General features: G+C 60.1%; 14 protein-coding genes. 6 read left to right on the top strand and 8 right to left on the bottom strand.

From position 1 onward, the window contains the following. Nucleotides 1–11: 11 nt before the first annotated feature. Together murB and hprK are read right to left on the bottom strand one after the other, a co-directional pair. Nucleotides 12–950 (bottom strand): UDP-N-acetylmuramate dehydrogenase, encoded by a 939-nt coding sequence (murB, locus tag I5P96_RS07155; protein ID WP_223383701.1) that lies wholly within the window; start codon nt 948–950, stop codon nt 12–14. Nucleotides 951–980: 30 nt separating this feature from the next. After that, complete coding sequence (hprK, locus tag I5P96_RS07150) at nt 981–1,916, bottom strand: HPr(Ser) kinase/phosphatase (protein WP_223383700.1); 936 nt, start codon at nt 1,914–1,916, stop codon at nt 981–983. A gap of 481 nt (nt 1,917–2,397) precedes the next feature. Between hprK and I5P96_RS07145 the strand changes: the two genes are divergently transcribed. From I5P96_RS07145 to I5P96_RS07130, 4 genes are all read left to right on the top strand, one after another. Further along, complete coding sequence (locus I5P96_RS07145) at nt 2,398–2,619, top strand: helix-turn-helix domain-containing protein (protein ID WP_223383699.1); 222 nt, start codon at nt 2,398–2,400, stop codon at nt 2,617–2,619. Nucleotides 2,620–2,850: 231 nt separating this feature from the next. Next, nucleotides 2,851–4,653: a Na/Pi cotransporter family protein gene (locus I5P96_RS07140; RefSeq protein ID WP_223383698.1), complete on the top strand. Its 1,803-nt coding sequence runs from the start codon at nt 2,851–2,853 to the stop codon at nt 4,651–4,653. Continuing rightward, nucleotides 4,650–5,339 (top strand): response regulator, encoded by a 690-nt coding sequence (locus I5P96_RS07135; protein WP_223383697.1) that lies wholly within the window; start codon nt 4,650–4,652, stop codon nt 5,337–5,339. The genes I5P96_RS07140 and I5P96_RS07135 overlap by 4 nt, the downstream gene beginning before the upstream one ends. Next, the gene (locus I5P96_RS07130) at nt 5,336–6,685 is read left to right on the top strand and encodes a sensor histidine kinase (protein ID WP_223383696.1); all 1,350 of its coding nucleotides are present in this window, start codon (nt 5,336–5,338) and stop codon (nt 6,683–6,685) included. The genes I5P96_RS07135 and I5P96_RS07130 overlap by 4 nt, the downstream gene beginning before the upstream one ends. Here the strand turns inward: I5P96_RS07130 and I5P96_RS07125 are convergent. Genes I5P96_RS07125 through I5P96_RS07115 form a run of 3 tightly spaced genes read right to left on the bottom strand, consistent with a single transcriptional unit; the run spans nt 6,682 to nt 9,975 of the window. Then, nucleotides 6,682–7,698 (bottom strand): hypothetical protein, encoded by a 1,017-nt coding sequence (locus I5P96_RS07125; protein ID WP_223383695.1) that lies wholly within the window; start codon nt 7,696–7,698, stop codon nt 6,682–6,684. The genes I5P96_RS07130 and I5P96_RS07125 overlap by 4 nt on opposite strands. After that, the gene (locus I5P96_RS07120; protein WP_223383694.1) at nt 7,695–8,519 is read right to left on the bottom strand and encodes a hypothetical protein; all 825 of its coding nucleotides are present in this window, start codon (nt 8,517–8,519) and stop codon (nt 7,695–7,697) included. Before I5P96_RS07120 ends, I5P96_RS07125 begins: the two co-directional genes overlap by 4 nt. Nucleotides 8,520–8,523: 4 nt before the next feature. Beyond that, the gene (locus I5P96_RS07115; protein ID WP_223383693.1) at nt 8,524–9,975 is read right to left on the bottom strand and encodes a spore germination protein; all 1,452 of its coding nucleotides are present in this window, start codon (nt 9,973–9,975) and stop codon (nt 8,524–8,526) included. A gap of 69 nt (nt 9,976–10,044) precedes the next feature. On the opposite strand from I5P96_RS07115, the gene I5P96_RS07110 reads away from it, so the two are divergent. Beyond that, nucleotides 10,045–10,752: a DUF421 domain-containing protein gene (locus I5P96_RS07110; RefSeq protein ID WP_223383692.1), complete on the top strand. Its 708-nt coding sequence runs from the start codon at nt 10,045–10,047 to the stop codon at nt 10,750–10,752. Next, entirely contained in the window at nt 10,749–11,117 is a 369-nt protein-coding gene (locus tag I5P96_RS07105) for a DUF4363 family protein (RefSeq protein WP_223383691.1), read from the top strand. The genes I5P96_RS07110 and I5P96_RS07105 overlap by 4 nt, the downstream gene beginning before the upstream one ends. Nucleotides 11,118–11,233: 116 nt before the next feature. On the opposite strand, the gene nrdR is transcribed toward I5P96_RS07105, so the two are convergent. The 3 genes from nrdR to I5P96_RS07090 all read right to left on the bottom strand — a co-directional run bounded on the left by nrdR (nt 11,234) and on the right by I5P96_RS07090 (nt 15,447). Then, nucleotides 11,234–11,695, bottom strand: coding sequence for a transcriptional regulator NrdR (nrdR, locus tag I5P96_RS07100; protein WP_097792307.1), 462 nt, complete (start codon nt 11,693–11,695; stop codon nt 11,234–11,236). Between the two features lie 44 nt (nt 11,696–11,739). After that, nucleotides 11,740–14,076, bottom strand: a complete 2,337-nt coding sequence (gene secF, locus I5P96_RS07095; RefSeq protein WP_118552880.1) for a protein translocase subunit SecF — start codon at nt 14,074–14,076, stop codon at nt 11,740–11,742. Between the two features lie 87 nt (nt 14,077–14,163). Beyond that, on the bottom strand, nt 14,164–15,447 hold the full coding sequence (locus tag I5P96_RS07090; protein ID WP_223383690.1) for a PLP-dependent aminotransferase family protein: 1,284 nt from the start codon (nt 15,445–15,447) through the stop codon (nt 14,164–14,166). Nucleotides 15,448–15,484 lie beyond the last annotated feature (37 nt).

Raw genomic sequence — 15,484 nt, 5'->3', positions numbered from 1 at the left:
TCTCTTCCCTCTTATGCTTTCACGACACGAATCTCTTTTTCCAGGTCGAACCCGGTCTTTTCCTTTACGATGGCCCGCACCTCGTCGCACAGGGCCAGCACATCAGCACAGGTCGCGCCGCCCAGGTTCACCACGAAGCCGCAGTGCTTCTCGCTGACAGCCGCGCCGCCGTGGCGGAAACCACGCAAGCCGCACTGGTCGATGAGGGCCGCCGCAAACGCGCCCGCCGGGCGCTTGAAGGTGCTGCCGGCGCTGGGCTTGTCAAGCGGCTGCTTTTCTACCCGCTTTGCCATCAGCTCGTTCATCCGGGCTTTGATGGCGTCCGGGTCGCCCCGCTTCAGATGGAACTGTGCGCTCAGGATGCAGCCGCCGTTTTCCTCAAAGATGCTGTGCCGGTAGGAAAGGTCGAGCACGGCAGCCTCTGCCTCCACGACATCGCCGTCCTGCGTCAGATACCGCACCGATTGCAGCACATCCTTCATCTCGCCGCCGTAGGCTCCGGCGTTCATATAGACCGCACCGCCCACCGTGCCGGGGATGCCGTAGGCAAATTCCAGCCCGGTCAGGCTGTTTTCCAGTGCGGCGGTGCACAGGCTCGAAAGCTTCAGGCCCGCACCGGCAACCACAGCATCATAGACCTCGCCCGGCGCTGCCCCCGGATGCGCGACCTGTTCCAGAAAGCCGATGCCCATTTTCAGGGCCATGGTATCAATGACCACGCCCCGGTAACCGGCATCCTCAAACAGAATGTTGCTGCCGTTGCCCAGCAGGTAGTACTTCACGCCCTGCTCTTTGCAGAGTGCGATCGCGCGGCAGAGCTGCTCTTCGGTCTCCGGCAGGGCGAACACATCCGCCGGGCCGCCGATCTTAAAGGTGCAGTGGGCTGCCAGCGGCTCGTCTGCCCGGTAGGCAATGCCTTCGGCCTGCAGCTGTTGTTTCAATCGTTCCATAAACGCTTCGTTCCTTTTCGTATGAGAATCTTATTCGATGGTGCCTTCGAGGCCCAGACGGATGAGCAGCTCCTTGGCGGCGTTGTAGCCCATCTTCTTCTGGCGGTTGTTGATGGCCGCCGTTTCCAGCACAACGGCGAGGTTGCGTCCCGGCGAGACCGGGATGCTGGTGCTGGGGATGTTGACGCCCAGGATCTCGTAATACTCGCTTTCGAGACCGGTGCGCTGATAGTTTTTGGTGGGGTCCCAGGCTTCCAGCTGGACCACGAGATCCAGACTCTCGCTCACCTTGACCGCGCCCACACCGAACACGCGGGCCACATTGACGATGCCGATGCCGCGCAGCTCAATGAAGTGGCGGATGTTCTCCGGGGCCGTGCCCATGATCTGGCGGTTCGAGACCTTGCGCAGCTCCACAGCATCGTCGGCCACAAGGCGGTGGCCGCGCTTGACCAGCTCGATCGCCAGCTCGCTCTTGCCGATGCCGCTGTCGCCCAGAATGAGGATGCCCTCGCCGTACACCTCAACCAGCACACCGTGGCGGGTGATGCGGGGGGCCAGCTCCAGGTTCAGCACACTGATGATGCTGCCCATCAGGGTGCAGGTCGTTTCGTTGGAGCGCAGCAGCGCCACGCCGTGCTTTCTGGCCAGCTCCTGCATCTCCGGGAACGGTTTCAGCTCCTCGCTGCGGCTCACGATGACAGCCGGCGGCTGCTGACGGAACAGCTGGTCCAGCGCTTCGTAGCGCTTTTCCGGCGAAAGGCCGGACAGGAAGTTCATCTCGGCCAGACCCATGATCTGCAGCCGCAGTTTATCAAAGTAATCGTAATAGCCCGCCAGGAACAGACCCGGACGGTTGACTTCCGCGATCTCGACGCTGATGTTTTCGAGGTCCTGCGGAGCGTAGACCACATCCATGCTGACCTTTTCGGTCAGCTTCTTGAGCGAAACGGTAAAATTCGCCATCGTTCTTCCTCCTGCGTGTATTCCTCAACTGCGGGCAGACCCTCCCGCAGGCATTCCTTCTCTTATTATAAACGAGATGGTTTCGGATTACAATGATTCTTTTGGGAAAAGTTCCTATCAAATGTTGACATCTTCCTGATATGATCCAAAACAGCAAAACACCCTGCTCGCTGCACAGTTTCTACTGTGCAGTGAACAGGGTGTTTCGCACTTCCGAGTTCGTTGGTTTATTTACTTTTTGAAAATAAACTTCACCAACGCTACCACGATGAGAATCGGCGGAAGCAAAAAGAGCGCAGACACAAACAGTTCGTTCAAAGTCATAAGATTACTCCTCCAAGCAATTTTACTTTTTAATGATTTCGAGCTCCAATCATCTTTTCATGCCGCCATTATATAACATTTTGTTTTATATGTCAATATAACAAAATGTTTTCCCTATACTTTTGTTAACGGCATCCATGAGTAGAGGTGTATGCTTATGTACCAACGCATCCGCGATTTGCGAGAAGACCGGGATTTGATGCAGAAAGACCTTGCGGCCTATTTGAAATGCACACAGGTCTGTTACTCCAATTATGAGATGGGGAAGCGCGATATTCCAACAGACGTTCTCAAAGCACTCGCCATATATTACGATACCAGCGTAGATTATATTCTCGGCTTGACCGATGAACCGAAACCATATCCGAAAACACCCTAACCAACCAGCCTGGCGGAGATTCCACCGGACTGGTTTTGTTTTTACTGCTTTTCCGGATGCGTACCTTGCATCCACCCGATTTTCCTTTATAATAGGAGGTAAGCCCCGAAGAGCGGAAAAAGTCTGTCACTTTACATGAATTTTACACTCTGCCGATTTCCAATTTTACATTGCGTGTCTATACTCAGAATCAGGAGAATTTCACGTCAATGAAAAGTGAGGAACGCACATATGACAATCTTCAACGTTTTTTCGCTCCTGGGCGGCCTGGCCCTGTTCCTGTTCGGCATGGACATCATGGGCAAGGCTCTGGAAAAGCAGGCGGGCGGCCAGCTGCAAAAGATCCTGAGCAAGCTGACCGATAACCCGCTCAAGGGCTTTTTCCTGGGCCTCGGCGTCACCGCCGTGATCCAGTCTTCCAGCGCCACCACCGTCATGGTGGTCGGTTTCGTCAACAGCGGCATCATGGAGCTGCACCAGGCCATCGGCATCATCATGGGCAGCAACGTGGGCACCACCGTCACCAGCTGGATCCTGAGCCTTTCCGGCCTGCAGGGCGACAGCTTCTTCATCCAGCTGCTCAAGCCCACCTCGTTCAGCCCCCTGCTGGCCTTCATCGGCATCCTGCTCTACATGGGCAAGAGCGAAAAGCGGAAGGGCATCGGCACCATCCTCATCGGCTTTGCCGTTCTGATGACCGGCATGACCGCCATGTCCAATGCAGTCACCCCGCTGCAGGATGAAGTCTGGTTCACCAACCTCTTCATCCGCTTCTCCAACCCGCTGCTGGGTGTTCTGGTCGGCGCACTCGTCACCGGCATCATCCAGAGCTCCAGCGCCAGCGTCGGCATCCTGCAGGCACTCAGCTCCACCGGCGTCATCACCTACGGCAGCGCCATCCCCATCATCATGGGCCAGAACATCGGCACCTGCGTCACCGCGCTGATCTCCTCTGTGGGCGCCAACAAAAATGCCCGCCGCGCCGCTATGGTGCATCTGTACTTCAACATCATCGGTGTGACCCTCTTTCTGGCAATGTACTATGGCCTGAATCTGGTCCTGCACTTCACCTTTGTCAACGATACCGTCACGGCGTGGGGCATCGCTGTCATCCACTCTGTGTTCAACATTGCGGCCACGGCGGTCCTGCTGCCGTTCGCCAACGTTCTGGAAAAGCTGGCCATCCTCACCATCCCGGACGATGCCGAGAAAGAGAGCTTCGCCCTGCTGGATGAGCGTCTGCTCAAGACGCCCGCCGTTGCTGTGGAGCGCGCCCGCGCCGCCACGGCGGATATGGCCGAGCTGGCCCGCGTGGGTGTGGTGCAGGCCATGAGCCTGACCCACCAGTGGGACGACACCCTGGCCCAGAAAGTCCGGGACGAAGAGGCCAAGGTAGACCAGTACGAAGATGCCCTCGGCACCTATCTGGTCAAGCTGTCCAGCCGGGAGCTGAGCCACGCCGACAGCCAGAGCGTGAACACCCTGCTCCACACCATCAGCGATTTCGAGCGAATCAGCGACCATTCCGTGAATCTGCTCAGCTCTGCCGAAGAGATTCACGCCAAGAACATCGTGTTCTCCCAGGATGCGCACGAGGAGCTGCAGGTTCTGGAAGGCGCGGTGCAGGATGTGCTGAGCCGCACGACCGATGCGTTCCGCAAGGCCGACCTGCATCTGGCCAGCAAGGTCGAACCCATGGAGACCGTTGTGGACGAACTGGTCCGCGCCATCAAGGCACGGCATGTGGCCCGCCTGCAGGCTGGCAGTTGCTCCATCGAATACGGCTTCGTGCTGGAAGACCTGCTGACCAACTATGAGCGTGTCTGCGACCACTGCAGCAACGTTGCCGTTGCCCAGATCGAAGTCGCACAGGACAGCTTTGATACCCACGCCTATCTGAACGATCTCCGCTACGGCAACGACACCAAGGAGAGCGAACAGTTCCGCCGCCGCCTGGACCGTTACCGCGAGCGGTATCTCTTCCCGGACGGTGAACCCGCCGTGGCAAGCGAAAAGGAGGACCCCAAGGCATGATCTATATCGTAGAAGACGACGCCGCCATTCGGGAGCTGGAGCAGTATGCGCTCCAGTCCAGCGGGTACGACGTGCAGAGCTTTGAATCGTCCGAGAGTTTCTGGCAGGCCATGAATGTTGCCGTGCCGGAGCTTGTCATCCTGGACGTCATGCTTCCCGGTGAGGATGGCTTCTCCATCCTGAAAAAGCTGCGCAACACCCCTTCCCTGCGGCGCCTGCCCATCATCATGGTCACGGCCAAATCCAGCGAGCTGGACACCGTGCGCGGGCTGGACTGCGGTGCAGACGATTACATCACCAAGCCGTTTGGCATCATGGAGTTTTTGAGCCGGGTGCGGGCTGCGCTGCGCCGCTCGGCCCCGGAGGAAAAGACGAACGTCTACGCCTTCCATGAGATCCTGCTGGACAACGCCCGCCACATCGTGACGGTGAACGACGCCCACATCGACCTGACCTACAAGGAATACAGCCTGCTCCGCCTGCTGCTGGAAAACACCAACCTGGTTGTGACCCGCGAGACCATTTTGCAGGTGGTGTGGGGCACCGACATCTCAGTGGAAAGCCGCACCGTGGATATGCACATCCGCACCCTGCGCAAAAAGCTGGGCGATGCCGGAAAGTACATCTGCACCGTGCGGAAAGTCGGCTACAAGCTGGCCGACAACGAGGAGGAAAACGAAGAATGAAACCACGGAGCATGGAAGAAAAAATCAGTTATCGGCTGTTCTGGATGGGCTTTGTCGGGCTGATCTGCACCGCCGTGCTCTGCATCTCCGTATTTCACAGAGCCTTCCGGGAGCAGGCATGGGCGGCGCTGGAAAACGAGGCCAGCCTCGTTGCTGCCGGGTGTGAACAGATCGACGATCCGGCCCAGCTCTCCGCCTATGTCAACGGCGATCTGCGCATCACGCTCATTGCCTCGGACGGCAGTGTCCTGTTCGAATCCGCGACCAGCCAGCAGATGGAGAACCACCTGAGCCGCCCGGAGATCCAACAGGCCAAGCAGGAGGGCATCGGCCGCAACCGCCGCGACTCCCAGACGCTGGGGTTTGAGACGTATTACTACGCCATGCTCCTGCCGGATGGCGACATCCTCCGTGTGGCGCAGGATTCCGAGACCATCTGGTCCATCTACGATGCGGCCCTGCCGGCCATCGTGCTGAGCTGCATCGTAATGATGGGCGCAGCTGCCATGATGGCCGGTCTGCTGACCCGGAGCCTCATCCAGCCCATTCTGAAGATGACGGACGATCTGGAACACATCCAGGAAAATGTGCCGTACAAGGAGCTGATCCCCTTTGCCGAGAGCATCCACTCGGACCGCCTGCTCCGCGAGAACAACGAAAAGATGCGGCAGGAGTTTACGGCCAATGTCAGCCACGAGCTGAAAACACCCCTGACCAGCATTTCCGGTTATGCCGAACTCATTGAGACCGGCATCGCCAAGTCTGCGGATGTGCCGGAGTTCGGCCGGAAGATCCATGTAGAAGCCAGCCGGATGATCCAGCTGGTCAACGATATCTTGCAGCTGTCCCATCTGGACAACGTTTCGGAGACCAACGACACTCCCCAGATGGAGACGGTCGATCTGCTGGATGTGGCCAAAGAGTGCGTCGAGCGCCAGAAGGTGAACGCGCAGAAGTCGTTCATCTCCCTGACCTACCTCGGCGAGAGCGCCCCTGTGCTGGGCAGCCGGAGCCTGCTGGATGAGCTGTGCCAGAACCTTTGCGACAACGCCATCCGGTACAACCGCCCCGGCGGAAAGGTCCAGCTCATCACCGCCTGCGCACGGGATGGGCACTGCACCCTGACCGTCAAGGACAATGGCATCGGCATCCCGAAAGAAGCCCAGTCCAGCGTGTTCGAGCGGTTCTACCGGGTCGATAAGAGCCGGAGCAAGGCCACTGGCGGCACCGGGCTGGGGCTGGCCATCGTCAAGCACATTGCCCGCATCCACAACGCCCGCATTCGGCTGGAAAGCGAGATCAATGTCGGCACGACCATCACCGTCATCTTTGAGACCGCCCATTAAAGATCCAGCATTTTCACGCTTGCCCGCACTTCCGGGCAGGCGTTTTTTGTTGTAAAAAAGGCACCCAGCCCTTCCTTCAGCGCACGGACTGCGCCCAGCCGGAGAAGGTCTGCGCCCGACTGCCAGGCCCGGACGATGGTCTCTTCGCAGAGCGACTCCAGCTGGCGGCACACGCCTTCTGCAACCGGCGGTGTGCCCGCCCTGCGTTGGCCGGTCAGCGTGACCGCAAACCCGTTTCCATCCGCTTCCACCGAAACGACACAGCGCCGGAGGGTGACAGTCTCCCCTTCCAGTGCGAACTCCACCGGCATCGTCCGTTCCTGCAAGAGCTGCGCCATGGCCGTCTCGTTCGGGGAAAGTCGGGTGCTTCCCTGCGCCGTCAAAAGGCAGCTCTCCTTCTGCCATGTCACCCCGTTCTCCCCAATTTTTAAGATGGGGATCACGGCCCCCGCTGCGCACTCGTACAGATGCGGTGCCCACGCAGCGGTATCTTCGGCGGCCTGTAAAAGCGCTCCCGGAAGCGTTTCCGGGGCCGCATCGGTCTCTTCCAGTTCCGCCCCGCCGCCCGGCAGACCGTCCGGCGGAGTTTCTTCCGCCAGCGCCCCGCTACCAGCGACAAAGAGCACCCGCGCCGACAGGCGGCTGACGGGTTCCGTTTGCAGAAACTCCTCCAGCTCCAGGACATCGGTTTGTGACGCTGTTTCGTCAAAGAGAAGATATTCACACAGCCGGTAATTTGCAGTTTTGGGCAGTTCCCGTTCGGCCTTGTGCAGCGCGAGCGGCAGCGTGGCATCCTCGGCCGAACAGCTTCGGATTTCTGCCACGGCGTCGGAGGCATCCGCAGCTGCTTCCGGGAACTGATAGAGCAGCTGCACCGCCCAGCCGCTGCGGTTCGGCTGGACGATGAGTGCCCGCACCATGCTTTTCTCGGTGGTCTCCATCCGCAGAAAGACGCCGCACCAGAGCACCAGAATACCCCCTGCCAGCCAGCGCAGTGCATGGGAAGCTCTCATTCCGGTACCCCCTTTTCCTGCTCCTCCGGGCGGCAGAGCAGTTCCCGCAGGACCCGCACCAGAAAGCAGCCCCGGAACAATGCCGCTGCCAGCCAGACGAGCAGAAAGGCTGCATCCAGCCGGGAGACACGTCCCAGCGTCCTGGCGCGCAGCAGCTCATTTCCCGGAAGCGGACGGCCGGACCCAAACAGAAGTTCCCGCCCCAGCGCAAAGCTGAACAGCCCCGCCAGCGTCAGAAACGGCAGCAGGAAGCAGCGCCTCCCGGTGCATCCGCGTTTTCCAAACAGAAGGGGCCACGCGATGGATTCCGCATAAAGCGGGAAACGGAGATTCCCTGTAGGTTCCGCTGCGGGGAAAAGATTTTCCCAGTGGAGCTGGCCATGCAGGCTTCCAACGCAGGCAAGACCCGCCAGCGCCAGTGCCCACCACAAGACCCCCGCACTGCGGGAAAAGACGTCCGGCTTCAGCTGCCAGCCCGCCCACAGCAACAGCGGCAGAACGCCGAGGACTGCCATGGACGAAAACTGCTCCCGGCACACCTGCTGTGCCTGCCAAAGCGTCTCCCACAGCTCTGCGGCAAACCACACGGATAAAAGCAGGCAGAGCAGCCGGGGGCGGATGCCGGTTTCGGAACGAAGCTCCTCTTCCCCTTCGGCAGGCACCAAGCAGGCCGAAAGCAGGCCGATGCCCAGCGCCATGGGGAACCCCTGCAGCAGCAACAGCCGAGCTGGCATAGCGCTGCCGGAAGTGATGCACTGCCCCAGCACCGCGGTCAGAACGCTGAGCGGCACGGCGGCACGGAACGATCCGGTTTGCTCCATTGGCTCACCTCCGTTTCTGCCAGATGGAAAAAGGATGTGCGGACAGGGTGCGGTAGGTCCGGCGGGTCACACCGTCCGGAGAAAGTGCGGTTTGCGGGAAACGCACCGGTGCACAATAGGGCACCCCCAGCGCTGACACCTGCGCCAGAGCGAGCAGAACGACCAACGCCGCGCACACAAGCCCCACAGGGCCTGCCACTCCCGCCGCCAGCAGGACCAGAAAGCGGAAAGCCGTGGCCATTTCGTAGAGGGACGGCACCACGAAGACAGCGATGGATGCAACCGCTGCAATGAGAATGACGGGTGTGCTCAGCAGACCGGTGGCGATGGCCGCGTCCCCGATGATGAGCGCCGCAACCAGACTGACCGAGTGCCCCAGCGTCTGCGGCATCCGAAGCCCTGCCTCCCGGATGATCTCCAGCAGCAGGATGACCAGCACCATCTCCCCAAACAGCGGGAACGGAGTGGCCCGCTCAGCAGCTTCGATCTTGAAGAGCAGCTGCGGCGGGAGCAGTTCCGGCAGGTAGACCGCCAGGCAGACGAACACCCCCGGCAGAAAGATGCTCAGGTAGAAGGAACCATATTTCAGAAGGCGCAGAAAGGACGCAAAAAACGCAGGCTGGGCGTAGTCGTCCAGACACTCGAAGTTTTCGCCGAAGAGGGTCGGCAGGACCATCGCGGATGGGCTCCCGTTGACGAGAACGACGATCTTCCCCTCACAGAGCTTCGCGGAGGCCACGGCGGGACGCTCGGTATAGCTCACCGGAGACGCTGTGCGCACCCGGCAGGGAAACAGCCAGGGCAGAAAGTAGCTCGAATCCAACAGCAGCTGCGGCTTTGCGCGGCGCAGCGTCTCTTTTACCTGCTCCACGGCGGCGGGCGAGGCCTTATCTTTGCAGTAGCAGACGGCATATTCCGTTTTCATCGCGCAGTCTGCCTGCTGCACTTCCATCACCAGCGCTTCGGTTCGGATGAGCCGTCGCAGCAGGCTCAGATTGACCCGCAGCAGGTCGGAAAATCCCTCGCGGGAGCCGCGCAGATCTCCTTCACCGGATGGCTCCCCCACCGAGCGGAATTTCAGGCTCTGCACCGAAAATGCCAGTCCTTTCGCACTGCCGTCCAGCAGTAAGACCGCCATTCCGGCGGTCAGGCGCTGCATCAGATCATCCCAGTTCTCCACAGGGCTGCTCTCGGCGGGCAATGCCGAGTGGCGGCTGAGCAGCTCATAGACCTGTTCCCCGCTCGGCAGCGCGCCCAGCCGCAGCGGCGGTGTCTGACGGCTGGCGGCGTCCAGCAGAAGTGCCCACAGAGATTCGAGGCTGGCCATCCCGTCAAAGAGCAGAATGGCACCCCGAATGTGGTAAAGCTCGATGCGCTTCGCATAAAAATCTGCGGAGCTGCCCAACCTAGCGTTGAGCGCCGCGAGGTTTGTTTCCAAATGTTCGGAAAGCTGCATGGTCCCATCCCCCTTTTGCAGTAGGATACCCGCCGCCGCGCCGGTTATTCCCGCAGGAGGTGTTCCGACTTGAAGCTCTTGATTGTTCGCACCGTTTTGATCTATCTCTGTGTCCTGTTTGCCATGCGGCTGATGGGCAAGCGCCAGCTGGGTGAGCTGCAGCCGGAAGAGCTGGTCTCGACCATCCTCATCTCCAATCTGGCGTCCATCTCCATCGAATCGGAGGAAGTCCCCGTGACCGCCAGCCTCATCCCGCTCTTTCTCATTGCGGCGCTGGAGCTTCTGGGGTCCATTCTCAGCTTCCAGAGCCAGAAATTTTTCAACCTGATGTCCGGCCGGCCCAAGACGGTCATTCTGGATGGACAGATCGATCAGAATGCCCTGCGCACTCTGCGGCTGACGACGGCCGACCTGATGGAGGCCCTGCGCGGCAAGGACGTCTTTGACCCACGGGATGTCTCCTACGCCGTTGTGGAGACGAACGGCAGCCTTTCGGTGGCGCTGCGCCCCGAAAGAGAGCCTGCCACCCTCTCCGACCTGGCACTCAAGGTCCAGCACGGTCAGGCGACCATCCCCTTTGTGCTGGATGGGCAGGTGCTGGACGACAACCTCCACTGGTGCGGCAAGGACCACGCCTGGCTGGAACGGACGGCACAGGCCAATACCCTGCTGGTGGAGGAGATTCTGCTTCTGATCGGCAACGACACCGAAGATTACTTTCTGCTGAAGAAAGAGCCGCGCCGCACGGCCCGCCCGCTCAGAAAGGAGGACGCATGAAACGCATCTACGCCTGCCTCGGCATCGTGGCCGCCCTGCTCGCGGTGGCCTTTTACAGCAGCTTCCGGGTGCAGATGTTCGCCGAAGACATCTCCGGCGACATCGACCATGCGATGGAAGCCATCCGGGAGGATGACCTGACCGGGGCCCGGCAGGCCCTTGCCGAAGGAGCCGACCTCTGCGACCGGATGCGCGAAGGGATGAACCACCTGCTCAAAACGGAAGACTTCACCGAACTGGAAGCGGCCCTCCGCGCCGCCGACGGCCATCTGGAATGGAACGCCCCCGAAGAAGCGTTCGGGGAGCTGCGCCGCGCTCAGGTCCAGGTCGAAACGCTGGCCTGGCTCTCCCGTCGCATCCTCTGAGGCAATTCAACATTTCGCATAATCAAACTTATGCGAACGATCTGCTGCAACGAAAAAGCGCACAGCCCTGCCGCCCAAATCCAGGCGGAGGCTGTGCGCTTTTTGGAAGGATCCTTTTACTTTTTCCGGTCGCCCATCAGCTTTTGCAGCTCGGTGAAAAAGCTCTCGACGTCGGCAAACTGCTGGTAGACCGACGCAAAGCGGACATAGGCCACTTCGTCGATCTTTTTCAGCTCCTGCATGGTCAGCTCGCCGATGCGGACGCTGGTCACTTCCCGGTCGTAGGAGCTCATCAGCGTCTGCTCAATGCTGCTGACGGCACGTTCCAGCGACTCGTAGCTGACCGGGCGCTTGGCGCAGGCGCGCAGCATGGCGTTGAGCACCTTCTGCCGATCAAAGGGTTCGCGGGAATTATCCTTTTTGATGACGATCAGCGGGACCGTCTCCACCACCTCATAGGTCGTGAACCGCATGTGGCAGCGCAGGCACTCCCGGCGGCGGCGGATGCGCTCGCCATCTTCGGTCGGGCGGGAATCGATGACCTTGGATTCTTCATCGCCGCAATAGGGACATTTCATGGTTTGTTCCTCCTGATTTGGTCATGTTCACGTTCGGGCGAAGCTCACGCTTTCTTTTTGCCGGTCTTGCGCTCGCTCCACAGCACCCACGCGGAAGTGGACACGCACAGCGAGGTGTAAACACCACTGATCATGCCCATCATCAGCGGGAACGCAAAGGTGAAGATGCTGTCCAGGCCGTAGAGTTTAGAGATGATGCACATCACGCCCAGCGCCATCACGGTGGTGACGGTGGTGATGATGGTGCGGCGGGCCGACTGGTTGACCGAGTGGTTGACCAATTCTTCGAAGGAGATCTTCTTCTCCATCAGGGTGCGGTTCTCGCGGATGCGGTCGTACACGACGACGGTATCGTTGATGGAGTAGCCCAGAATGGTCAGCATGGCGGCGATAAAGTTGCCGTCCAGCGGGGTGCGCAGCAGCACGAAGGTGCCAAACACGACCATCAGGTCGTTCAGCAGGGCCAGAACGGCCATCATGCCGCCGGTCAGGCCGCCGATCTTCTGGAAACGGAAGCCGATATACAGCAGGATGAGCACCAGCGCAAAGAGAACGGCGACCAGACTCTTCTGCAGGAACTTGGTACCCATGGCCGCGCTGACGTTGCTCAGCGACAACTGAACGAAGCCGTTGTCCGGGTAGGTCTCGTTCAGGGAATCCAGCAGGTTCTCCACCTGATCGGTGGTCACGGTCTCGTTGCCGGGCATGGAGATCTTCAGGGTCTGCTCCCCGGTGGCGACGTTCTCGCCGGTCTGGAGGGTCAGGTCCTTGCTGCCCAGTGCGGCAGAAGCAGTCTTCTGCACATCGGCCGTGGTGAACTCGCCCTCATAGCTCAGGGTGATCATCGCACCGCCGGTGAACTCGGTATCCAGCCGGACGCCAAACACCACCGCGCAGAGCAGGATGACTGCCATCAGGCAGGAGGAAATGGTCAGGAAGCGCTTGCGCAGGCCCACAAAGTCGATGGGCTTCTTCTCCGCAGGCTCCTTGCCGGGGCGGTCTGCACCGTAGAGCCAGGGGTCGCGCAGGGCCTTGATGGCCGCTGCCCCGCGGATCATCACGCGGGTGGCGAAGACGCCGAACACGAAGTTGAGCAGCACACCGGTGAGCAGCGTGTAGCCGAAGGCATAGATGGTGCCCGCAGTGGACGGGCCAAAGGCAAAGAAGACGAAGTGGAGCATCTTTGCAAAGAAGCCGTCCGAGGGGCCGAAGGCACCCATCAGCACGACCGCCACGATGACGATGGTCACGTTGCCGTCGATGATGGGCGTCAGGCCGCGGGCAAAGCCGCTCTTGAGGGCACCATCCAGAGACTTGCCGCTGCGCAGCTCTTCCTTGATGCGCTCGGCGGTGATGACGTTGGCGTCCACACCCATGCCGATGGCCAGGATGATACCGGCAATGCCGGGCAGCGTCAGGGTGAAGCTCTCAAACACCGGGAAATAACCGGAGACGAAGGCCAGCGTAGCCGCCACCTGACCGGCCAGTGCGATGCAGGCCAGGAAACCGGGCAGACGGTACAGCGCTGTCATCAGGACCACGATGAGGGCAAAAGCGATGAGACCGGCCAGCACCATAGCGCTCAGGCTGTTCTCGCCCAGGCTGGGGCTGATGGTGGAGTAGCTGTCCACGGTCAGCGCAAAAGGCAGCGAGCCGGAGTTGATCTGGCGGGCCATCTTGACGACATCGTCCTGCGTGAAGGGGTTGGATGCCGAGCTTGTGATGATGGCAGCACCGTCGGTAATGGCCGCATGGACCGTGGCCGTGCTGACATTCTCGTCATCCAGCCAGATGCTGATGGTGCCGCTGCTCTGGTAGAGCCGGGTGGTGGCATCGCCAAAGGCTTTGGCACCCGCATCGGTGAACTTGAGGGCCACATAATACTCCGAAGAGCTGCCGCTCACCGGGCCGTACTGCGCTGCTGCGCTCTCGACCATGGAGCCGTCCAGGATCAGCTCACCGTCCGCGCTGCTCCCCTCCCGGAAGGTCAGGTAGGCGGTGGTGCCGATCTCTTCGATGGCAGCTTCGGGGTCGAAATCCGTCTCGCCGGACTGCCACGGAAATTCGAGGATCAGACGGTCGGAATCATAGTCCACATACAGCTCGTAGTCGGTCACGTTCAAACCGACCAGACGGTTCTCAATGACGAGCTGCGCGGCGTCCAGCTGCTCATCGGTGGCATCGTAGCCGTCCGAGGGTGCAAACGTCACGTTGACGCCGCCCTTGATATCCACGCCGAAGCGTATATCCTGCGCGCCCTTGATATAGGTCCGGGTCACATCGCCATATTTGACCGCAACGCCGAAGAATGCCGTGTAGACAAACGCCGCGATCAGAAGCACTGTGACAACAAGCTGCCATGCTTTGCCTTTCGTCTTCATAAAAATCGGGAAACCTCCAAAATATAATAAACCTCCGCCGTGCGGCAGAGTTCCGCCGCGCGGGGAGATCTTCAACAACGGGGACGCTTACGCTTTCTGATCCGCAAGCAGCTTTTCCACCGTGGCCAGCTTTACGCAGACGCACAGCAGGTCCGAAGCGGTCTCCACCTCGTCCAGGCTGGGATAGGTGGGCGCAATGCGCAGATGGGAATCTTCCGGGTCTTTGTGGTAGGGGTAAGCGGAACCGGCACCCGTCAGGGTCAGGCCGCACTCCTTGCACAGAGCTGCCACACGCTTGGCACAGCCGGGCATCACGTACAGGCTGATGAAGTAGCCGCCCTTGGGGTTGGTCCAGTGGGCGATATCGCCGCAGGGCGTCAGCTCCTCGGAGAAGGCCGTCTTCACTGCATCGAAGCAGGGGATCAGGCGGCGGCGGTGCTTGGCCATGTGGGCCAGGACGCCTTCCTTGTTCTTCAGGAAACGGACGTGGCGCAGCTGGTTCATCTTATCGTAGCTGATGATCATGACCGAGAAGCGCTTGCAGATGTACTTCATGGAGTTCTCGCTGCAGGCGATCGCGGAGACGCCTGCACCGGGGAAGGTGATCTTACTGGTGGAGGTGAACATGAAGACACGGTCCTGCGTACCGTACTTCTTGCACTCGTTCAGCAGAACGGGGGTCTCGATGATCTCATCGGTCAGATGGTGGACGATGTAGGCCTCATCCCAGAAGATCTTGAAATCGGGAGCGGCCGTCTTCATCTTAGCAAAACGCTCGATCGTTTCGTCACTGTAGGTGTAGCCGTCGGGGTTGGAATACTGCGGCACACACCAGATGCCCTTGATGGTGTCATCCTCGGCCACCAGCTTCTCGACCACATCCATATCGGGGCCGTTCGGGGTCATGGGCACGCTGATGAGCTCAAAGCCGAACTCCTCGGTGATGGCAAAGTGGCGGTCATAGCCGGGCACCGGGCAGAGGAACTTGCGCTTTTCCACCTGAGACCAGGGGCAGGGAGACTCCGGGAAGCCGAACACATAGCCGATGTTGATGAGGTTGTACATCAGCTGCAGGCTGGAGTTGCCGCCCACGAAGACTTCTGCAGGCTTGACGCCGAAGACATCCGCAAACAGGACGCGGGCCTCATGCAGACCCTCCAGGTCGCCGTAGTTGCGGGCGTCGGTGCCGGCATCGGTGGTATAATCGGTCATCTGCAGCAGGCCCATGGCCAGATCCATCTGGTGAGGGCCGGGCTTACCGCGGGCCATATTCAGCTTCAGGCCCATTGCCTGAAAGTTTTTGTACTGCTCTTCCAGTTTTGCCTTTTCGGCTACGAGTTCGTCGCGGTTCATCTCAAAATAATTCGCCATTGAAAACACACTCCTTTATCGTACTTCCTGTTCCCAC

This window comes from Faecalibacterium prausnitzii (genome assembly GCF_019967995.1).
Classification (GTDB): Bacteria; Bacillota; Clostridia; order Oscillospirales; family Ruminococcaceae; genus Faecalibacterium; species Faecalibacterium prausnitzii_E.
The sequence above is the reverse complement of the archived record's forward strand: the minus strand, read 5'-3'. Positions and strand labels throughout refer to the sequence as shown.